The sequence below is a fragment of the Ancylomarina sp. 16SWW S1-10-2 genome, from assembly GCF_009669305.1.
In the GTDB taxonomy this organism is placed as follows: Bacteria; Bacteroidota; Bacteroidia; order Bacteroidales; family Marinifilaceae; genus Ancylomarina.
In genome coordinates this window covers 205,800-227,769 of the sequence record NZ_SADB01000005.1, presented here as the reverse complement: position 1 = coordinate 227,769, position 21,970 = coordinate 205,800, and the positions used below count along the sequence as shown (strand labels likewise).

14 protein-coding genes are annotated in these 21,970 nt (G+C 34.3%); 8 read left to right on the top strand and 6 right to left on the bottom strand.

The window, feature by feature from the left end; translation table 11 throughout:
- Positions 1–342 precede the first annotated feature (342 nt).
- Positions 343–2,478, top strand: a complete 2,136-nt coding sequence (rnr, locus tag EMN46_RS05985; RefSeq protein ID WP_154199768.1) for a ribonuclease R — start codon at positions 343–345, stop codon at positions 2,476–2,478.
- A gap of 243 nt (positions 2,479–2,721) precedes the next feature.
- Here rnr and radA read toward each other — a convergent pair whose 3' ends face one another.
- The 4 genes from radA to panC all read right to left on the bottom strand — a co-directional run bounded on the left by radA (position 2,722) and on the right by panC (position 6,044).
- On the bottom strand, positions 2,722–4,092 hold the full coding sequence (gene radA, locus EMN46_RS05980; RefSeq protein WP_154199767.1) for a DNA repair protein RadA: 1,371 nt from the start codon (positions 4,090–4,092) through the stop codon (positions 2,722–2,724).
- A gap of 115 nt (positions 4,093–4,207) precedes the next feature.
- Positions 4,208–4,702 (bottom strand): D-glycero-beta-D-manno-heptose 1-phosphate adenylyltransferase, encoded by a 495-nt coding sequence (gene rfaE2, locus EMN46_RS05975; RefSeq protein WP_154199766.1) that lies wholly within the window; start codon positions 4,700–4,702, stop codon positions 4,208–4,210.
- 134 nt (positions 4,703–4,836) lie between these two features.
- Positions 4,837–5,187: an aspartate 1-decarboxylase gene (panD, locus tag EMN46_RS05970; RefSeq protein WP_154199765.1), complete on the bottom strand. Its 351-nt coding sequence runs from the start codon at positions 5,185–5,187 to the stop codon at positions 4,837–4,839.
- A gap of 17 nt (positions 5,188–5,204) precedes the next feature.
- Entirely contained in the window at positions 5,205–6,044 is an 840-nt protein-coding gene (gene panC, locus EMN46_RS05965; protein ID WP_154199793.1) for a pantoate--beta-alanine ligase, read from the bottom strand.
- Between the two features lie 310 nt (positions 6,045–6,354).
- Here panC and EMN46_RS05960 point away from each other — a divergent pair, with 310 nt between their 5' ends.
- The 3 genes from EMN46_RS05960 (at position 6,355) to EMN46_RS05950 (ending at position 10,198) form a co-directional block, all read left to right on the top strand.
- On the top strand, positions 6,355–7,164 hold the full coding sequence (locus EMN46_RS05960; RefSeq protein WP_154199764.1) for a glycogen/starch synthase: 810 nt from the start codon (positions 6,355–6,357) through the stop codon (positions 7,162–7,164).
- 224 nt (positions 7,165–7,388) lie between these two features.
- Entirely contained in the window at positions 7,389–9,224 is a 1,836-nt protein-coding gene (glmS, locus tag EMN46_RS05955) for a glutamine--fructose-6-phosphate transaminase (isomerizing) (protein WP_154199763.1), read from the top strand.
- Positions 9,225–9,358: 134 nt separating this feature from the next.
- Positions 9,359–10,198, top strand: a complete 840-nt coding sequence (locus EMN46_RS05950) for an HAD family hydrolase (RefSeq protein WP_154199762.1) — start codon at positions 9,359–9,361, stop codon at positions 10,196–10,198.
- Positions 10,199–10,244: 46 nt separating this feature from the next.
- On the opposite strand, the gene EMN46_RS05945 is transcribed toward EMN46_RS05950, so the two are convergent.
- Complete coding sequence (locus EMN46_RS05945) at positions 10,245–11,537, bottom strand: OmpP1/FadL family transporter (RefSeq protein WP_154199761.1); 1,293 nt, start codon at positions 11,535–11,537, stop codon at positions 10,245–10,247.
- 234 nt (positions 11,538–11,771) lie between these two features.
- On the opposite strand from EMN46_RS05945, the gene EMN46_RS05940 reads away from it, so the two are divergent.
- The 4 genes from EMN46_RS05940 (at position 11,772) to EMN46_RS05925 (ending at position 20,535) form a co-directional block, all read left to right on the top strand.
- Complete coding sequence (locus EMN46_RS05940) at positions 11,772–12,914, top strand: Fic family protein (RefSeq protein ID WP_154199760.1); 1,143 nt, start codon at positions 11,772–11,774, stop codon at positions 12,912–12,914.
- A gap of 8 nt (positions 12,915–12,922) precedes the next feature.
- On the top strand, positions 12,923–14,047 hold the full coding sequence (locus tag EMN46_RS05935; protein ID WP_154199759.1) for a DNA alkylation repair protein: 1,125 nt from the start codon (positions 12,923–12,925) through the stop codon (positions 14,045–14,047).
- A gap of 212 nt (positions 14,048–14,259) precedes the next feature.
- Complete coding sequence (gene pgk / locus EMN46_RS05930) at positions 14,260–15,447, top strand: phosphoglycerate kinase (RefSeq protein ID WP_154199758.1); 1,188 nt, start codon at positions 14,260–14,262, stop codon at positions 15,445–15,447.
- 111 nt (positions 15,448–15,558) lie between these two features.
- Entirely contained in the window at positions 15,559–20,535 is a 4,977-nt protein-coding gene (locus tag EMN46_RS05925; protein ID WP_154199757.1) for an Ig-like domain-containing protein, read from the top strand.
- Positions 20,536–20,709: 174 nt separating this feature from the next.
- Here the strand turns inward: EMN46_RS05925 and EMN46_RS05920 are convergent, their stop codons facing one another.
- On the bottom strand, positions 20,710–21,918 hold the full coding sequence (locus EMN46_RS05920) for an aminopeptidase C (protein WP_154199756.1): 1,209 nt from the start codon (positions 21,916–21,918) through the stop codon (positions 20,710–20,712).
- Between the last annotated feature and the right edge of the window lie 52 nt (positions 21,919–21,970).

The window sequence follows — 21,970 nt, the reverse complement described above, 5'->3', positions numbered from 1 at the left end:
CTGAGTGTGAAGAATTAATTTGGCTTAACACTCAACGATATACAAATATAGAGATAATACTGCATGTAAAATAGAAACAACTGTCAATTATGATGATTTTTTGCCAGAATGATATGGAATTTTTCGGAGATAACATTATATTTGATAAGCATATAAGAAAAATAAATTGGAGGGGAATATAACTTCAAAAGGATAGAGAGACTCATAAAGTTTTGTAATATTAAATTAATATTACTTATTAGCTTAACTTAAGTTATTTAAACTCTAATATCGTAGTATTTGAGTACTTTTGTATTAAGAAGCTGCTGGACTTCTGTTTCATCCAGCATTAATATCCATATTATGGTAGGAAAAAGAAAAAAAACAGAATCTCGATATAACAAACAAAGTTTGTCACAACAGATAATGGAAGTTTTTGCTAAATCACCCGCGAAAACTCTAAACTACAAGCAAATTGCCGCTACTCTTCAAATAAAAGACATGGGCATAAAACGACTAATCGTTTCTGTTTTATACGATTTGGTTGCTTTAGATCAACTTAGTGAAATATCGACAGGAAAGTACAAGTTGAAAGCAAAAATGGGTACCGTTGAAGGTGTAGTTGATATGACTTCGCGTGGAGCTGCCTATATTGTTTCAGAAGAAATAGAGGAAGATATTTTTGTTAGCCCAGCTAACGTAAATAGAGCCTTGCATGGCGATTTGGTTAAGGTGTTTTTGTTTGCTCGTAAAAAAAGCAAGCAGCCAGAGGGCGAAATTGTTGAGATTATTAAAAGAAAGAAAACCAGCTTTGTTGGTGTTATTCAAATGTCGAAGAGCTTTGCATTTTTGGTTCCTATAGGAAGAAATATGCCTCACGACATCTTTATTCCTTTGGCTCAACTTAATGGTGCTAAAGGTGGAGACAAGGCTATTGCTCAAATTACAGAGTGGCCTAAAAAAGCGAAAAATCCTATTGGAAGAATTACTGATGTACTTGGAAAATCGGGTGATAACGATACTGAGATGCATGCAATTTTGGCTGAGTTCGATTTGCCATATAAATTTCCAGAACATGTGAATGAAGCTGCAGAAGAGATATCTGATGAAATCACAAAAGAGGAAATTGCAAAACGTCGTGATTTTAGAAATATCACAACTTTTACGGTTGATCCAGCTGATGCAAAAGATTTTGATGATGCTTTGTCGATTCAAAAGCTTGAGAATGGCAATTGGGAAGTTGGTGTTCATATTGCCGATGTAACCCATTACGTTCGTCCTGGTAGTATTATAGAGAAAGAAGCTTGCGAGCGTGCAACATCGGTTTATTTAGTTGATCGTGTTGTGCCAATGTTACCCGAACGTTTATCGAATGGGCTATGTTCATTACGTCCTAACGAAGAAAAATTAACTTATTCAGCCGTTTTTGAAATTGATGAGAAAGCTGAAATCCATAAAACATGGATTGGTAGAACCGTTATTTGTTCTGACCGTAGATTCTCTTACGAGGAAGCTCAACAAGTTATTGAAACTGAAGAGGGAGATTACAAGGATGAGATTCTTTGTCTAGATAAATTAGCTAAGAAATTCAGAGCAAAACGCTTTAAACAAGGAGCAATTGATTTTGATCGATTTGAAGTGAAATTCGATATCGATGAAAATGGAAAACCGCTTAGTGTTTATTTTAAGGAATCGAAAGATTCTAATAAGCTGATTGAGGAATTTATGCTTTTGGCAAATAAAAAAGTTGCTGAGTCGGTTGGACGAGTTTCAAAAGGGAAAAAGGCTAAAACATTTGTTTATAGAGTTCATGAGCAGCCTAATGCTGAGAAGTTAGAAACCTTCAACAAGTTTATTCATAAGTTTGGTTTTGAAATTAAAACAGCATCTCCATCGGCTATCTCAAGTTCAATCAACAATTTATTAAAAGATGTAAAAGGAAATGCTATTCAGAATTTAGTTGAGACATTAGCTATTAGATCTATGGCTAAGGCAAAATATACAACCATTAATGTTGGTCACTATGGTTTGCACTTCGATCATTATTCTCACTTTACGTCTCCTATTCGTCGTTATCCAGATATGATGGTTCATCGTTTGTTAAATCAATATGAGAATCATGGAAAATCTGCCAATCAGGATAAAATTGAAACGCAGTGTCAGCATTGTAGCGATATGGAATTGCGTGCTTCACAGGCTGAGCGTTCTTCAATCAAATACAAACAAGTCGAGTTTATGGTCGATAATGTTGGTGAAGAATTTGATGGAACAATTTCGGGTGTTACCGAATGGGGATTTTATGTTGAGCTAAACGATAATAAGTGTGAAGGAATGGTCTCTATTCGTGAGCTAGAAGATGATTATTACGAGTTTGACGAAGAGAATTACTGTATTGTTGGACGAAGTCATAAAATAACTTACCGATTGGGTGATGATGTGAGAGTACTTGTTACCAAAGCGAATTTGGCTGCTAAACAATTGGATTTTGTTTTAGCATAAGTGATAAATAAGGTGTATTTATATTCTATAAAAGATAAAATTCACAGAATGACACAATTCGCATAATTGACATATTTATTTTGGGAAAGCATTTAAATAAGACTTTGTAGATTCAGGATCTATAGAATTTCATTTCTGAAAAATATAAATTCTGATAATCCTGAAAATTATGTAATTGTGTGAATAATCAAATAAAAAAAGGCTTCGAGCATAATTGCTTGAAGCCTTTTTTTTTGAATTCGTTTATTGCTTAAACAGGGTTTGAAATACCTGCCCAACCTTACTCACAAAGTGAATCTTGATTTTAAACTTAGATGTATCGAGACCTTTCGAATTATTCTTTGGAATAAAAATATGTTTGAAGCCAAGTTTCTCAGCTTCCGAAATTCGCTGATCAATACGATTGACAGGTCGAATTTCACTTGATAAGCCAATCTCTCCAGTAAAGCAAACTTCCTTTGGCAGTGAAATATCCATACTCGATGAAAGAACTGCTATAATAACCGCTAAATCGATAGCTGGATCGTTTACCTTAATACCACCAGCAATATTCAAGAAAACATCTTTGGTGCTGATGCGAAATCCAGCACGCTTTTCGAGAACAGCCAAAAGCATATTCAATCGTCTAAGATCGAATCCTGTTGATGAGCGTTGTGGCGTTCCATAGGCGGCAGTACTAACTAAAGCTTGTACTTCGATAAGAAAAGGTCGCATACCTTCCATCGAGGCTGAAATAGCAACACCACTTAAACTCTCATCATTCGACGAAAGTAGAAGTTCCGATGGATTACTTACTTCTCTTAAACCATCGCCACGCATTTCGTAAATACCCATTTCGGAAGTGGATCCAAAGCGATTCTTTGTTGCACGAAGAATACGGTACATGTGGTTTTGATCGCCTTCGAATTGCAAAACGGTATCTACTATATGTTCCAATATTTTAGGTCCAGCCAAGTTGCCATCCTTAGTTATATGTCCAATTAAAAGGACAGGAACCGATGATTCCTTTGCAAAGTGTAAAAGTTGGGTTGTACATTCTCTAATCTGAGAAATAGAGCCTGGAGCAGATTCAATATTTTGTGTGCCTAATGTTTGAATAGAATCAATTACTAAAACATCAGGATTTGTATTTTTAATGTGAGAAAAAATATTCTCCAATGAGGTTTCACTCACAATCAAACATCTGTCATTATCCGAATTAAGTCGATTTCCCCTCAGTTTTATTTGCTGTGCACTTTCTTCTCCCGAAATATAAAGAGTCGTGTGATTTTTTAGATTTAAGGCAATTTGCAAAGCCAAAGTTGATTTTCCAATGCCAGGTTCTCCACCAATTAAAACCATAGATCCGGGAACCAAACCGCCACCTAAAACTCGGTTTAACTCTCCATTTTGTGTGTCGTATCTTTCTTCTTCAGATGTAACAATATCTGATATTTTCTGAGGTTTATTTGATGCTCGCTTGTTGGTGCCAACCGTTTGCTTGTTGTTCGATTTCACAATGACCTCTTCGACAAAGGTATTCCATTCATTACACGATGGACATTTACCAATCCATTTAGGAGATTCAACACCACAATTTTGACAGAAAAAAGCAGTTTTAGTTTTTGGAGGCATATCAATTAAGGTTAAAGTAAAATAAGGCTAAAGTAGAAAAAGGATAAAGTAAATACAATGTGAAATTTACCAATCCTCATTTATAAATCTTAGATTTTAAATCAAAAATTTATTATTAGGTATTTTTAATTTTATTGATAATGCCAGTTGATGAAAAACCTTCAATAAAATCAAGTGTAACAATTTCTCCACCTTTTGCTTTAACAATATCGTAACCTACAATATCTTCGGCATTATAATCACTTCCTTTTACTAAATAATCTGGTTGAACAAATTTGATTAAATCATAAGGTGTTTCTTCATCAAAAAAGATAACCATATCGATAAAATTGAGTGAAGCAAGAAGTAAAGCTCGAGAATATTCATCGTTTATTGGACGATTAGGACCTTTTAAACGTTGTACAGATGCATTGGTGTTTAAGCCCATTATAAGCTTGTGTCCTAAATCGGAGGCCTTGGCTAAATATTCTAAATGACCCCGATGTACAATATCGAAACAGCCATTCGTAAAAACAATTTTCTCTTCTTTAAAACGCCACATTTGAAGCGTATTATATGCGGCTTCTTTTTCTGTGTATATCTTATTTTTGATGATTTCGAGCTTATTCATTTTTTTGTTATTATGAAGAATAAATTAGAATATTTAGTTGAAAAACTAGTGAAAGTTAATCATTCTTGATATGGCTACCAAAGAAAAAAGGCTGCTCTAAACGAACAGCCTTTTGTATCTTAAATTGATATTTATTAGATCAATTTATTAGTTTCAGTATCAGGGAAAACCAAACTTGGTTCCCAAACCTTAGCTTCCTCAAATTCCATTGAGGCGTAAGAGATAATAATTACGACATCGCCCACAGCGCATTTACGGGCAGCAGGACCATTTAAACAGATAATACCAGAGTTTCTTTCACCTCTAATAACATAAGTTTCTAGACGTTCACCATTGTTAATGTTAACTATCTGTACTTTCTCGTTCTCAATAAGGTTGGCTGCATCCATTAAATCTTCATCAATGGTAATTGATCCAACATATTGTAGATTCGCACTAGTTACAGATACTTTGTGAATCTTCGATTTGCAAACTTCAATATACATGTCTCTTAAAACTAATTTTATAAAGAAATATTATCTATTAATCTCACTTTTCCAACTTGAACGGTGATACAAGCAACTCGATTTTTCGAATCTTCCCATTTTTCAATGGATTTTAAAGTTGTATCATCAACAATTTCAAAATATTCAACCTCTAGGTAAGTATTATTATTAATCTCATTTATAACCCAGTCTTTTAATTGGGATACGTTAAAATCGGGGACTAAGTTACAAGCTTTAACTAAAGTTTCAGATATTTTTGTTGCATTTTTTCTCTCAGCTTCAGAAAGTAGCATATTCCTTGAACTCATTGCTAGTCCATCAACCTCCCTAATAATGGGGCATGCTACTATGTTTATGTTTACATCAAGGTCTTTGGTCATCTGTTTAATAACAGCAACTTGTTGGAAATCTTTTTGTCCAAAGTAAGCATTATCAGGATTAATATAGCTGAATAATTTGCTCACAACCTGTGCAACACCATTAAAATGACCAGGTCTACTTTTACCTTCCATTATATTTTCGATGTATCCAAAATCAAAAGTTCGCGTGTCTGGTTCTGGATATACTTCCTCAACTTCTGGGATAAAAATTAAGTCTGGCTCATACTCTGATAATAATTCAAGATCTCGATCGATAAGACGAGGATACGTCTTTAAATCATTATGGTTATTAAACTGAGTAGGATTAACAAAGATACTAACGACTGTAATATCATTTTCCTTTTTAGATTGCGCTACCAATGACAAATGTCCTTTGTGTAAAGCTCCCATTGTAGGGATAAAACCAACACGTTTACCATTTGCTTTATATTTGCCAATGATTGATTGTGTTTCAGCAATTAATTTTACTATTTGCATCATTATTTTTTTCTTACCCTTTCTGGGGTAATTGTAAATGTTATTATTACCTGTTTTAAAAAAGTAAGTAGCAGTTAATAATAAATTGATTATTATTTTAGAATTCGGTTGCCACACAGGTTTAAATCTTAAACTATCGTCTAAAAACTATCCTGAATGAGAGTACAAATAAATAAAATTTATAAATACGAAAATCATTATTAGGTCATTTAATTGTACACTAGGCGTTTTAGACCCGCTTAAGTAGACGTATTACAAATTATTTTCTTAATTTTGCAGGAATAATATGTATTACAACATAAGCGATCATATGGAAAAGACTAAAGTACTTTTTGTATCACAAGAAATAATGCCTTACCTTCCTGAATCTGAGATGTCTAAAGTCGGAAGACATTTGCCTCAAGGAATTCAAGAAAAAGGAAAAGAAATAAGAACATTCATGCCAAGGTATGGCTGTATCAACGAGAGAAGAAATCAGTTACACGAGGTTATTCGTTTATCAGGTATGAATCTGATAATTGATGATACCGATCATCCATTGATTATTAAGGTAGCTTCTATTCAAGCTGCTAGAATGCAGGTTTATTTTATCGATAACGATGATTATTTCCATCGTAAGAAAGTTCTATTGGAAGATAATGGGGAAGCTTTTGCTGATAATGATGAAAGAGCAATCTTTTTTGCTCGTGGTGTTTTAGAAACAGTTAAGAAATTACGTTGGGCTCCAGATGTTGTTCATTGTCAAGGTTGGTTTACTGGATTATTACCATTATACCTTAAAAAAGCGTTTAACGAAGACCCATTGTTTACGGATACTAAGGTTGTATTTTCTATGTATGACGATGAGTTTGCAACAACTTTTAGCAAAGACTTTGCTGCAAAATCTCTTATTGAAGGTATTACATCTGAAGATGTGAAAGTTTTAGAAAATGCTGATTATTTAGCTATTAATAAATTAGCTATTGATTGGTCTGATGCTATTATTATGGGCAGTGAATCAGTTAATGAAGATCTTGTTGCATATGCTAAAGCTTCAGGAAAAATATTTATGGATCATAAAAATGAAGATGAGTATGTTAAGGCATATTCTGATCTTTACGATAGCTTTCTTACTAAATAATTAAGCATTAAAGGATATTAAAAGGTGAGTTCTAACATTTGTTAGGTATTCACCTTTTTTATTTAGGTAAAATATGTTTGTTTGGAAAAGATCCTTCGAGTATATTTGTTTAGTTATGCTTATTTCTGAATGATAGAATTTTTAATTTCTTTTTATTTCAGATAAAATATATAAAATGCTAGGTCTTTTGGCCTTGTATTGAAACCTTATAAAATATTTATACTATGTGTGGAATAGTTGGATATATTGGAAAAAGGGATGCTTATCCTATTCTAATAAATGGATTGAAAAGACTTGAATATAGAGGTTACGATTCTGCTGGAATTGCCTTAAGAACTGATGAGACTCGTGTTTTTAAATGTAAGGGTAAAGTTCAAGATTTAGAGACTCATGTTTCTGGTCTTGATATTTCTGGTCATATTGGAATTGGTCATACGCGTTGGGCTACTCATGGCGAACCTAATGATGTAAATGCTCATCCTCACTGTTCTATGAATAACAAATTTACGATTATTCATAACGGTATAATTGAGAATTATTCTCAGTTAAAGGAAAAGTTAATTCGCAGAGGTTATACATTCTCTAGCGATACCGATACTGAAGTATTAGCTAACCTAATTGAATATATTTATCTTAAAGGTAGTTTAACTGCTGAGATGGCTGTGCGTTTAGCTCTTTCTAAGGTTATTGGAGCATATGGTTTGCTTGTTATTTGTGATGATGAACCAGATCAATTAGTCGCTGCACGTAAGGGTAGTCCTCTTGTGATTGGTGTTGGAAAAGGTGAATACTTTTTAGCTTCAGATGCAACGCCTATTATTGAATATACTCAAAGTGTTATTTATTTAAACGATGATGATGTTGCAATCATTAGCTGTGATGAATTAACTCTTAAAACGATTCATAACGACAAATTGACACCACATATCCAAGAGTTAGATTTGGATATTGAACAAATTGAGAAGAATGGTTACGAGCATTTCATGTTAAAAGAGATTTTCGAACAAACTCAATCAATAAGGGATACTTTTAGAGGTCGTGTAGTTCCTAAATCTAAGGAACTTTTCCTAGGAGGCATACAGGACGTTATTCCAAAGCTAGTTGATGCTCGCCGTATCCTAATTATTGGATGTGGTACGTCTTGGCATGCTGGAATGGTAGGAGAATATCTATTCGAAGAATTTGCAAGAATTCCTGTTGAAGTTGAGTATGCATCGGAATTTCGTTACAGAAATCCGGTTATATATAAAGATGATATTGTTTTGGCTATAAGTCAGAGTGGTGAAACTGCCGATACATTAGCTGCAATTAAACTTGCTAAGGAAGCAGGAGCAACCGTACTTGGCATTTGTAATGTAGTAGGTTCTAGTATTCCTAGAAATACGGATGCTGGTGTTTATACACATGCTGGACCCGAAATTGGAGTGGCATCTACAAAAGCATTTACAGCCCAAGTAACTGTGCTTACAATGATGGCTCTTTTGGTTGGTTATAGAAAAGGAACTCTATCTAAAGAAGAGTACGAGAAACATATTGATGAATTGGCTTGTTTGCCAGAAAAGATTCAAACTATTTTGGATAAGAGCGAGGCTATTAAAGAGCTTTCGGTTACATATGTAAATTCAACCAATGCTTTATACTTAGGACGTGGATATTTATTCCCTGTAGCATTAGAAGGTGCGCTTAAGTTGAAAGAAATTTCATATATTCATGCTGAAGGATATCCTGCTGCCGAGATGAAACATGGTCCTATTGCTCTTATTGATGAGCAAATGCCTGTTTTTGTTGCAGCAACTAAGGATAAATCTTACGAAAAAATTGTAAGTAATATTCAAGAGGTTAAAGCACGTAAAGGACACGTTATTGCCATTGTTACCGAAGGTGATACGGTGATTAAAGGATTAGCCGATCACGTGATTGAAATTCCTGAAACACTTGATGCTTTAGCTCCATTATTAACTGTTATTCCATTCCAATTGATTTCCTATTATATCGCTGTTTTAAGAGGATGTAATGTTGATCAACCAAGAAATTTGGCAAAATCAGTTACAGTAGAATAATAAATCATACAGATATAACTCAAAAGCGATACCCATTAGGTATCGCTTTTTTTATTTGTAGATATTTGAAACTCTTACAGCAGAAACAAACATTTTCTTTACCTTGGAACTTATTCTACAAAACAAGTCAACATATGGGGAATGATATTAAAATTGTAATTAGCGATTTGGATGGAACGCTTTTGCCTCCTCAAGGGGAAGTGAGTCATCGTGATTTAAATACCCTATTGAGACTTAAGGAAGAAAAAATTGTTAGAGTTATTGCAACTGGTCGAAATCTATACTCAGCATTATCTGTTTTGGAAGATGATTTTCCTATCGACTATTTAATATTTGCCTCTGGAGCAGGAATTTTTGATTGGAATAAGAGGAAACTTATCCTTTCTCAGCACCTTGATGCGGATTCTGTGTTTGAACTTTCTTCGGAATTGATTAGATTAAAAAGAGATTTTATGATTTTGGATACTATTCCCAATAATCATCAATTCGCCTATTATCGTACAGGAAATCCTAATCCCGATTTTGATAGAAGATTAAGTTTATACAAGCCTTTTGCTAATCCTATTGGAAACGCTGAGGAAACGAAGCGTGAAGCATGTCAGTTAATCGTTATTTTATCCAGTTGTGTAGATGGTTTCAATGAATTGAAAGCACAATTTGATCATGTAAAAGTCATTAGAGCGACGTCACCTTTAGATCATGAATCTATTTGGATGGAGATATTTCCTCTTCATATCTCAAAAGCTTACGGTGCGGAATGGTTGTGTAATTATTTGAAAATAGAATCTAATTGTTCTATAGTGATTGGGAATGATTATAATGACTTAGACCTTTTAGAATGGGGAAAACATCCCTATGTTGTAGCTAATGCGCCTAAGGAGTTAAAAGACACTTATCAAGTATCAAAATCAGTAGATGATAGTGGATTTTCTCATGCTATTGATCAGATTTTGAATTCTAAAATTAAGGCATAAAAAAAGAGCTACCTGATGGTAGCTCTTTATCTATATATTAGTTTTTCTAGAAGTTGTAAGTAATACCAATTGTAGGGAAAATAGCAGTGTTCTTATAATCTCCACCGAAACCTTGAGATTTTGAATTTGTATCATAACCTGTTGTTTTTTCACCAACGGCATAAAGAAGAGCAGCATCAAGGCTGAATTTATCATTCAACTTATATGATGCACCAGCAGTTATACCAATTTTATTAGCACCAGGTGTTTCTGGAGCATATAAATCATCTTGAACTGGAGTTTCATCATAATAGAAACCGGCACGTAAATCTAATTTCTCGTTAGCTGAATATTGCGCTCCAATTCTATAAGCCATAGCATTATCCCATTCTCTTTTATTTAAAGAATTAAGAGCGGCTGCATCTTCCGAAGCGAATTCAAGAGTTTTATAAACAGACCATTCAACAAAATTCACATCAGCAGATACTAACCATTTTTCATCAATTTGGTATGCAAAACCTACATTTAAACTAGCTGGTAATGGTAATGTTGCTGTGAAAGACCCATCTGTTGCTCCATTTGCTTTATATCCTGCTACTAGAGCTTCAGTCATAGCGTCTGGTATGCCATTTATACTTGAAGGGTAGGTAAATTTACCCTCACCTTCACTGTCATCCAACTCAATATCAACTTGAGAACGGTACGAAATACCAATATTTAATTTTTCTGTTGGCTGAAAGAAAATACCAATATTATAACCATATTTAATTGTATTACCACTAAGGTTAGCACTACCATCAGCTAAAATTGATCCATCTGCAGGATTTTGAATAGGGAAAGCTTTACTTAATTCAAATTCACCATATACAATGTTTAAGCCTGCACCTATAGACATCCAGTCGTTTATTTTATAGGAAACTGTTGGTTGAATATAAATGGCTTTCATTGAAATTTCTTGAACTAGGTATTTACCAGCCCAATTGTCTCCCCAGATATTAGAACTACCAAAAGGCGTGTACACTGCTAAACCTACTGCTAATTTATCATTCAGCTTAGCTGATCCATATAGATAAAAAGGCGTGTTCATAGGGTTGTCTGTGGCATTATTTTCATAAATAGGACTTGTATATTCTGTTTCTGTCCAAATTAGACTACCTCCCATTGCTAGAGAGTATTTTGCATCTATAGTTGCTAATGCTCCAGGATTAAACTGCATGCTACTAGCATCCCAGTTGATGGCAACACCAACGTGTCCCATACCAATTTGTTTGGCTCCTTGTGCGTTTACGGCATAGCCTTCAGCTTTCACGCTATAAGTAAAAGCAATAAGTGCTATTGCTAAATAAATTTTTCTTAACATTGATTAAAGTTTTAAAATTTGACACGAATATAGAATTAATCTAATCTTCCAAAGATTTTTTTTAATATTGTAAATAATAGTTGCTTCTAAATATCTGACAGATAGATGTTTGTGTCTTGTTTGGAGTTTTGTTCACATTATTTGTGAATCTCCTAAGTGTTCTTCTTATTTAATTATTTGTATTTTTACCTAAATAAGGGGATCTTATTCAACTTTATTAACGATAAGCTTAATATGAGTAATAGTGGCGATTTTATTAATCAAAGTTATAGAGAGGGCTACAAGAGTACGTCATCTTTTCTTATAAACCGGTCATTTGAATGGAAGGATAAGCAGATTAATATCATGCTTGAATCATGCATGCATCGACTTGGAGAGTTAAATGCTTATTGCAAGTATTTTAAAGATATTGATACGCATTTACCCATGTTCATAGCTATTGAAGTGACTGCCTCTAATATGATGGAAGGGATTCGGTCAAATATGACTCAGGCTTTTTTACCTTCTACTTCTAAAGGTTATAGAAGTCTTATTGCACAAAAACAAGTCACAAATTATATTCATTCAATTGAATGGGCAGTTCAAGAAATTGAGAAGTTTCCATTGACCTTGCATATGGTAAAGGAAACGCATCGTATGTTGTATGCCGATTTGCCAAAAGAAGAAGAGACTGCTGGTAAATTTCGAATGAGATATAATGCTAAGGATGATAAGTATCAAGCTCCGTCTGGTTCGAAGTACACGCCTCCAAATAAGCACGATTTAAAAGTATTGATTAACGATGCCAAGTGGTTTTGGCGTAATGAGGATCTGGAATTACCATATCTTATTAAGATGGCTATTTCACTTTGTCAGTTTGAAACAATTCTTCCCTTTCTCGATGGTAATGGACGTACAGCTCGTACTTTGATTTTATTGGAACTATTGAGTTTGAAGTTTATAGAGAAGCCAATATTCTGTCTATCTGTTTTTTTTGAGAAAAATAGATTGGAATATTATCATCGTTTGAATTTAATTCGTTCTAAGAATGATGTGGAACAGTGGATTCGATTTTTCATTACAGGAATAAACGAAACAGCTGCTTTTTGTATTGATAGACTTGATGAATTGCAAGAGCTTAAGGATAACTACAAGGAGCGAATTGAAAATAAATTAGGAAAAAAAAGGCAGCCTTCAGCAAAACAATTATTGCATATACTCTATTCAAAGCCTTATCTTTCTGTCAACGAAATAAAAGAGGAAATGCAATTGAGTTTTCAATCAGCCAATCAGTTGGTGAAAGAGTTTGAGGAAGTTGGTTTTATAAAAGAAATGGTTGGAGCTAAACGAAATAGAGTTTTCTATTTATGGGAATATTTGGCAATTTTTGAAATGTAAGATAGATTATGGAAGAAGGATTTTTATTTAAGGATGTATTTAATCCTGAGCTTGTAGCTCGTATGGGAAAACGAATTAAGAAAGTTTCACCTCAATTTAATGCGGATTCTTTTTATAAATCTATTGTTCCAGAATTAGAACCTTTGAGTTTATCTGAGAGATCTGCCTTAATTTGTGAAAGCTTGCAAAAGCATTTGCCTAAAGCGTATAACAAAGCAATAGAAATACTTCTTTCTACCTTTGATCAGGTAAAGGAAACTTCTGAAATGTCTGGTTTCGAAGGGTTTTATTTTATGCCAATTGCTAAGTATGTTTCGGTTTATGGTCTTGAAAAAGAAGACTTTGATACTTCGATGATTGCCTTGATCGAAATCACGAAACGTTTTACTTCCGAAGATGCGATTAGACCTTTTATTCGAAAATATCCTGAAGAGACTTTTGTAAATCTTTATAAATGGGCTGCCGACGAGAATGTGCATGTTCGGCGATTGGTGTCAGAAGGAACGCGACCAAGATTACCTTGGTCATCGGTGCTTCGAGAGTTTATTACTGATCCAAGTCGGGTTTTGAATTTGTTAGAAGAATTAAAGCAAGATACTGAACTATACGTCAGACGATCTGTTGCTAATAACCTAAATGATATAGCTAAAGATCATCCACAACTTGTTATTAAAACACTGAAGAATTGGAAGTCGATTAAAAATGAGGGAACTCAATGGATTATTTCTCATGCGTCTCGTACACTTTTAAAGCAAGGTTTACCAGAAGCTCTTGAATTGTTGGGTTACCCAATTAATGTAAAAGTCTCTGTTGAAAATTTGACTCTGAATAAGAAAAACTGTAAAATGGGAGATGATATTGAATTTTCATTTGATATTACTTCTCAGGCTATAGAAAGTCAAAATCTGATGGTTGATTTTATTGTTCATTATACCAAATCGAGTGGTAAAACAGCACCCAAGATATTTAAGTTATCAAAAAAGAAACTACCTGGAAACCAAAAGGTGAGTTTTAAAAAGAAGCTTTCTTTTAAGATCATATCAACCCGAAAATATTATTCTGGTTTACACGAAATAGAAATTCAGATAAATGGGAAGCGCTATGGAAAGGTGAATTTTGAGTTGATAAACTAAACTGTTGCCGTATTTTGTTAGTTGATAAAATGACGTTTTAGAATGGTTGCTCCACTAAAATACTTGTTATGCAATCGTTTCAGAATATTACATAATCCACCTAAATTCTCTTTATTTACAGTGTGTTGTATTTATATTTTGAGCAATTTTTGTTGCTCAAAAGATATTAACGTAACTTTGTTAGATAGAAAAAAACTAAATTGATATATATTATGCAAACTATTGATTCATACAATTTTTCAGGAAAAAAAGCTATTATTCGTGTAGACTTTAATGTGCCTTTGAACGATAAATTCGAAATTACAGATGATACACGTATTCGTGCCGCATTACCTACTATTAAAAAAGTACTAGACGGTAATGGTTCTGCTATTCTAATGTCTCATCTAGGTCGTCCAAAAGGAAAAGACGAAAAGTTCTCATTGAAGCATATTGTAGCTCACTTGTCAAAGTCGATTGGTGTAGAAGTTAAGTTTGCAGATGACTGTATTGGCGAGAGTGCTAAAACAATGGCTGCTGCTTTAAAACCAGGTGAAGTTCTTTTACTTGAAAACCTTCGTTTTTACGATGAAGAGAAAAAAGGTGATGAAGCTTTTGCTAAGAAATTAGCTGATTTAGCTGACCTTTGGATTAATGATGCATTTGGTACAGCTCACCGTGCACATGCTTCAACAGCAGTTATTGCTAAATTTTTCCCAGAAGCTAAAATGTTTGGTTACGTAATGGAAAATGAACTTTCTAGTGTTGATAAAGTATTGAAAGATACTAAGCGTCCGTTGACTGCAATTATGGGTGGTGCTAAAGTTTCTTCTAAAATTGAAATCATCCAAACTTTAATGTCTAAGGTTGACCATTTAATTATTGGTGGTGGTATGACTTACACTTTTGTGAAAGCAATGGGTGGAACAATCGGAAACTCATTGGTTGAAGATGATAAATTAGAAACTGCTAGAGAAATCTTGAAAAAAGCGAAAGAAAACAATGTGAAACTTCACCTTGCTACTGATGCTTTAATTGCTGATGATTTTTCTAACGATGCTAATACAAAAGTTTGTGATGTAAATGCAATTCCTGAAGGATGGATGGGATTAGATGTTGCTGATGATACTATTGAAAGTTTCAAAAAGGTGATTGAAGAATCTAAAACAATTCTTTGGAATGGTCCTGTAGGCGTATTCGAAATGGATACTTTTGCTAAAGGAACTAAAGCTATTGCTGATGCCATTGTTACAGCTACTGAAAAAGGTGCTTTCTCATTAATTGGTGGTGGCGATTCTGTTGCAGCTATTAATAAATATGGTTTGGCTGATAAAGTAAGCTACGTATCAACTGGTGGTGGTGCTCTTTTAGAGTATATCGAAGGTAAAGAATTACCAGGTGTAAAAGCTATTAAAGGATAAAAAAGACCTTAATATATACAAAATGGGATCGATGTTTTCGATCCCATTTTTTTTGTTTTTCAGTTTTTTAGCTTACTTTACGTATGATTCATAACCAGATACGCTATATTCATGGAAAATAATTACCGAATTAATATATTTTGTTTACTCTTTATTCTGTTCATGGTTTCTTCATTGACAGGATTTAGTCAGTTGGATAATTTGCATTATATTCCACCCATGTGTTCTTTTACTAGTTCTGCTGGTAATGTTCAAGATCATCGAATGGTGCTTACTACATCAGAAACGACTGCTTTTGACGTTACCATTAAAAATAACGATGGCACTTTTGTTATGACAGTAAAGGGATTATCTAGTTCTAGCCCTAAAAAAATTAGTTTAAACTTTTCTAAATACTTATCTGCCTCAAATAAAACTTCTGGTACAGGTCTTAATTCTCAAGGTGTTATTGGAACCTCAGACTTAAATAAAATATTGAATAAAGAGGGACTTATTGTCTCTGGATCTAAAAAGTTTTTTGTTAGTATTCAACAAAAATCAACTGCTCAAGGAGATTTACTTACATCTAAAGGGACAACTGGTTTTGGGACTGATTTTTATAGTGGTCATATGTATTCAAGCACAGGAGGTTACGATGGCGAAAATGGTCACTTTATTTCTGCAATGGCTACGGAAAATAATACAAACATCACTTTTAACAATCCTCGGATTAAATTTTCAGGAAGATCAAACAATTCTTTTACGGTTAGTTTAAATAAAGGACAATCTATTGTGATAGGAGTGAGTGTAAATCAGCTAAAATCGCAAGGGAAAAATCTTAATCATGTAAATGGTACTCACATTACGTCAAACAAACCAATTGCGGTAAGTTCTGGATCTTGGTGTGCTTCTGGATATCCAAATAATAGTCCAGGTAGAGATATTGGGTTCGATCAATTGGTACCAACTGATGTTGTAGGTGATGAATACATCTTGATTAAAGGAGAAGGTAAAAATGGTGGAGCACAATACAATGAAAAGGCATTGGTTGTAGCCACTGAAGATAACACTGTTGTTACCTATAAAAATGATTCAAAAACTAAAACACTTACAAATGCAGGTGACTATTTCTTCACCAATATTAATGATTTTAGCAATACCACAGATGGCAATATATATATTCATGCTGATAAAAAAATATTTTGCTATCAGACACTATCTGGAGCCAATGCAAAACAAACAGCAGGTTTCTGTTTTATTCCTCCTTTAAAATGCACCGCCGATAAGGAAGTAACAATTGCCTTTGCAAATAAACTATCTAGTTTAACTGTAAATCCTATACTTAAACTAGTTACTCAAAGCGGTTCTCAAATAAAACTTAATGGGGTTAATTTAGGTAATGCATCTTCATACCGAAAATCAGTTCCTGGCAATATTTATTGGGAAACATATAATATTCCAAAGAGTGAACTTCAACTAAACAAATATAATCATGGAACAAATTGGATATTTAAAATATCATCAACAGGAGCCTTAAACGCTATGCTTGCCGTACAAAGTGGTAATGTGGGAGGTGGAGGATTCTTCTCTGGTTTTGGAGACGTACCGCAAATCGAACAAAACCCTGAGATAGAAACGGAAGGCCTTTGTGGCGGTAATGTTGAACTAAACGCATCAGGTTTCGATTCTTATAATTGGTATAAAGATGGTGTTCTTGTTTCTGGGGAGCATCATGCTAGCTATGAGCCCTCTGAACCTGGAAGGTATAAGGTAACTGGTTTATCACCTTGTGGAGGTTCTTCAACAGAATCTTTTCCATCTAGTGAAATTATTATTTATCCCTGTTTATCCGTTTCTGATGTTAGCGTAACAGAAGGAACAAGTGCATCAGTTCGTGTTGAATTATCTCATCCTTGGTCTACTGATGATGCAATAGATGTTACTTTCGATTATCAAACAACTGCAGGAAGTGCCAGTAGTGGTCCAGATTATTCTCCCAAAAGCGGAAGTGCAACGATTCCATCTGGATCATCTTTTGTAAACATTTCCGTACCCATTACAAATGATATTTTGGATGAGGATGATGAAGAGTTTACATTTACAATATCAAATGTTGTAGAAGCTGTAGAAAATGTAACCGTTGGAACTATAACGATATTAGATGATAATGATCCTATGCCTACAATTACGGTTACTGATCAAACTTATGATGAAGATGCTGGAACGGTTAATTTATCGGTAAATTTAAGTACTGCAAGTGGAAAAACCGTTACTGCTGATTACAGCATATTAGACAATACAACTACTCAAACAAGTGACTACACTGCTTCAAACTATTCGGGTAGTTTAAGTTTTGCGCCCGGTGACCAAGAAGAAACAATTTCTTTTAGCATTATTGATGATGCCATTTATGAACCTGGAGCAGATGAATATTTTACCATCCTTTTAAGCAAACTAGTAAACACAAGCGTAGGAGATATTAGTGCTGATATCTCCATTACTGATAATGATTCTAAACCGAAAATCACAGTTAATGATGCGAGTATTGAAGAAGGCGGAAGTATAATTTTTCAAACCTATTTAGATCATGCAGCGGATGTGGATATTACCTTTGATTATGAAATTGAATTAGGAAATGGAAAGGGGTATGCAAAAAAGAATGATTTCACAAGTTACTCCTCCACGGGTACTATAACTATATCTGCAGGCGAAACAAGTGTAAGCTTTCCTTCTATTGTTACTAAAGATGATAACGCCAATGAAGATGCAGAAGTCTTTACAATCAAATTTTCTTCAGTAAGCAATGCAATTCTGGGGAATACTTCAGCAATAGGAACAATTCTAGATAATGAAGGAAACACAACTCTTTCTATTTCAGGAGCTTCTGCAACCGAAGGTAATACTATCAACTTTACGATATCTGCAAGTCCGGTTAATGGTTCTGCTATAAGCTTTAATTACACAACAACAGATGGAACTGCGACTTCACTTGATGATTTTACTGGATCAACAGGAACATCAATTATACTTCCTGCAAATCAGTCAAGTATGACTTTTTCTATCTCTACAGTTCAAGATACTGAGGAGGAGGGAGACGAAACTTTTACAGTTGAAATTAGTGGACAACCCAAAAAAGTAGATATTGGTATATCTACAGCAACAGGAACAATTATTGATGATGATGATACGCCCGTTGCAAAAGATGATAATTATTCAGTAAATGAAGATGCCGTTTTAAGCGATAATGTAATGAGTAATGATTCTGGTCTTAGCGATGCACCTGTTACAGTTTCTAGCAACACAAATCCAACACATGGTAGTTTAAATATGAATACCAATGGTAGTTTTACGTATACGCCATATGCCAACTATAATGGATTAGATTCTTTTGAGTACACCATTCAGGATGTTGACGGAGATATATCATCGGCAACAGCATACATTACCGTTAGTTCAATAAATGATGTGCCAATTGCCAATAACGATACGTATACAATACCAGAAGACACTCAATTAAATGCGAACGTAGTAAGTAATGATCAAAAGCTATTCGATCTGCCCATTACCATTAGCTTAGTGAGTAATGTTAGTCATGGTGCTCTCACATTAAATACAAATGGAACTTTTTCTTACTTACCCAACTCCGAATATTTTGGAGTTGATAATTTCACCTATAAACTTTCCGATGGTAATGGAGATGCTGTTCAAGCGAAGGTTATAATAAATGTTACTTTCATTAATGATGGAGCACCTATTGTAGTTGATGATGATATCTCCACTAATGAAGATACGCCTGTTAGTATTAATGTGTTAACCAACGATACCGATGTTGATGGATACGAAACCATTGATATAGCTAGCGTTTTAATAAAAACGGGACCTTCTCATGGTAGCTTATCTCAAGATCATACCTCTGGAAAAGTGACTTACACACCAAATTCAAACTATACAGGATCCGATAGTTTCACATACACCATTAAAGATGACGCTGATCCTGGTTTAGAATCTAATGTTGCTACTGTAAGCATTACTGTTACTGTAGATAATGACCCTCCGGTTGCTATTTGTAAAAGTGGTGTTATTATTTATTTAGATACAACAGGTAATTACAATTTACTCGCTTCGGAAATTGACAATGGTTCCAACGACGATAGAGATGGTGGCACAGTGAGTCTCTCGGTTTTTCCAAATACTTTCGATTGTTCGGATAAAGGAAGCAATTCTGTTACACTAACAGTTACCGATGAAGATAATTCGAGCAGTACCTGTACAACAACTATTACCGTGCTTGATAATAGTAATCCAACCATTAAAACAGCTCAACTCAACATTCCGGTTTCTGCTGAATCGGGAGTTTGCGGAGCCTTAGTTAATTATACAGGTCCTGTTTTCACAGATAATTGTGATGGAGATCAATCGGGGATATTAATTGCAGGATTATCAAGCGGATCCACTTTCCCAATAGGAGATACCGATATTACTTATGAATACACTGACGCTTCTGGAAATGGACCTATTCAGGCTACTTTTACGGTGACTGTAGTAGACGATATAGATCCTATTTTTTCGAATACAGCCAATCGTAATTTAAGTCCGAATAGCTCGGGGTGTAGCTATTTAGTGACTGGAACTTCTTTCGATCTTAAGGCTTCCGATAATTGTGGAACTCCAACAGTTGTCCATAATTACGATGGTGGAGGAAGCAGTTTAAATAATAAATCTTTCCCATTAGGAACTACGGATGTTACGTGGACCGCTGAAGATATTCATGGGAATAGTATTTCTAAAACTGTAGAAATTTCAGTTTATACTGATTTGTCAGCTTCACTAACTGGTCCTAGTAGCAATCAAAGTTGCGAAGGAGAAGACGTAGAATTTACAGCAAGTGCTTCGGGAGGTAATTCACCCTATTCGTATCAATTTTTCGTAAATGGTGTAGAAAAAATAAGTGAAGTGTCTGGCAACACACTTACCATTAACACACTTACCGATGGCAATAAAGTCACAACAAGAATAACTGATAATTATGGATGTTCTGTTACGAGTAGTGAAATCGAAATGATTATTCATCCTAAACCAGCCCCAATGGGTATATTTTTTGAAGATTAGTATCTACAATTGAATATAGTTGTGTGAATTTAATAGCTATATAAGTTTTCCAATTATAGATTGATAAGAATCTAATTTTTGGAAGCGTACTAATTTTTTAATAAAGTTATATAATAATGCCCGAAGTAGATACTTCGGGCATTTTTTATGATTGTGTTTTGCTAAGATTGAATTTTATAAACCCAACTTAGCTTTTAATTCTGCAGGAATGGCATCTTTATGAACCATAATAGCAACCGTTTTAAGGCGAACGTAAGCTTCACTCATATTTAAATAGCCACCCATTTTGTTTGAGTTTTTAGCCCATGAGTTCTTAGTTTTATAATAACGAGTTCCATTCTGATCTTTCACAATTCCAGTTAAATGCATCAAGTGATCATCAGTTGTTTTGTAGTTGTCAAAAGTTGCTTGTCTTAATGTTTGGTCAACTTTTTTCTCAGCTCTAGGCTTATCAAATTTATATAATGATGCTTTTTTCTCTTTTGCTGACATGGCATCCCATTTCTCAATTTCAGAGTTGGTCATGTCTTTTGTATCCACGGCTGGAAGAATAGCTACACCATTCCGATGAGAAAATCCTTTTTCACTGACATCACCATCCCAACAAACAGAATAGTCATTAGTTAAAGCATTATCTATTACCGCCATAAGTTCATCTATAGGTAAATTGTAATATAAATCGTGAGACCAGTTATCAGGAATCTCAAGATCCATCTCTTTGTAATATGGATGGTGAGAATATGAAGTCAACTCAATATAATCATTAGGATTAAAACCAGTTTCTTTCATATATTCAACTGGAGTAATTGTTTGCCCATTATTGTCGAATTTCTCAGGAGTTGCTCCCATATAGGTATCAAAAACACCATTTACTGATTTTTGCCAAACTGGAGTAATTGTACGATTCGGATTTTTTATGATTTCATCCAACATCGCTTTGGTAGATTTCACCATTTCTTGGTGAATGTTAAATTCGCTACCGTATTGATTGCCAGAATATGCTGTCTCGGGAACGAAACCGAATTCTTTTACCACATTAAGGACATCATGAGCTTGTCCTCCTTCGCTAAAATTTCCTTTACCATGTAAGCGAAAATATTTTAAAGCCTTTTGTGTGTAGGCATGACGAACAGTGAACATTTCGGATAAGTCGATATTTCCAGCTCCTAAACGAATAAGTTCGGTTTCTATAAATGATGTTGTTGCAAAAGTCCAACAAGTTCCTGTACTTTCCTGGTTACGAACTCCAGTGGTTGGAATATCGCTTACACTTGTAAATTTGAAACCTTCTGTAGTCGTCGGTTTTTTCTTCTTTGCAAATGCTTGTCCTTGAATACAAAGTATTAAAGAAATAGCGATTACGCTTAATTGTTTAAAATTCATGATTGTTGTATTTTTTGCTTGTGTATTTATTTTGATCAGAAAGATATTAAGA

What these genes read in the sequence shown, in the direction of transcription:
- EMN46_RS05945 (WP_154199761.1), bottom strand. Translation starts at nt 11,537, where the DNA reads ATGTTAAGAAAAATTTATTTAGCAATAGCACTTATTGCTTTTACTTAT.
- EMN46_RS05925 (WP_154199757.1), top strand. Translation starts at nt 15,559, where the DNA reads ATGGAAAATAATTACCGAATTAATATATTTTGTTTACTCTTTATTCTG.
- panC (WP_154199793.1), bottom strand. Translation starts at nt 6,044, where the DNA reads ATGCAAATAGTAAAATTAATTGCTGAAACACAATCAATCATTGGCAAA.
- glmS (WP_154199763.1), top strand. Translation starts at nt 7,389, where the DNA reads ATGTGTGGAATAGTTGGATATATTGGAAAAAGGGATGCTTATCCTATT.
- radA (WP_154199767.1), bottom strand. Translation starts at nt 4,092, where the DNA reads ATGCCTCCAAAAACTAAAACTGCTTTTTTCTGTCAAAATTGTGGTGTT.
- pgk (WP_154199758.1), top strand. Translation starts at nt 14,260, where the DNA reads ATGCAAACTATTGATTCATACAATTTTTCAGGAAAAAAAGCTATTATT.
- EMN46_RS05920 (WP_154199756.1), bottom strand. Translation starts at nt 21,918, where the DNA reads ATGAATTTTAAACAATTAAGCGTAATCGCTATTTCTTTAATACTTTGT.
- EMN46_RS05960 (WP_154199764.1), top strand. Translation starts at nt 6,355, where the DNA reads ATGGAAAAGACTAAAGTACTTTTTGTATCACAAGAAATAATGCCTTAC.
- panD (WP_154199765.1), bottom strand. Translation starts at nt 5,187, where the DNA reads ATGTATATTGAAGTTTGCAAATCGAAGATTCACAAAGTATCTGTAACT.
- rfaE2 (WP_154199766.1), bottom strand. Translation starts at nt 4,702, where the DNA reads ATGAATAAGCTCGAAATCATCAAAAATAAGATATACACAGAAAAAGAA.
- EMN46_RS05950 (WP_154199762.1), top strand. Translation starts at nt 9,359, where the DNA reads ATGGGGAATGATATTAAAATTGTAATTAGCGATTTGGATGGAACGCTT.
- EMN46_RS05940 (WP_154199760.1), top strand. Translation starts at nt 11,772, where the DNA reads ATGAGTAATAGTGGCGATTTTATTAATCAAAGTTATAGAGAGGGCTAC.
- EMN46_RS05935 (WP_154199759.1), top strand. Translation starts at nt 12,923, where the DNA reads ATGGAAGAAGGATTTTTATTTAAGGATGTATTTAATCCTGAGCTTGTA.
- rnr (WP_154199768.1), top strand. Translation starts at nt 343, where the DNA reads ATGGTAGGAAAAAGAAAAAAAACAGAATCTCGATATAACAAACAAAGT.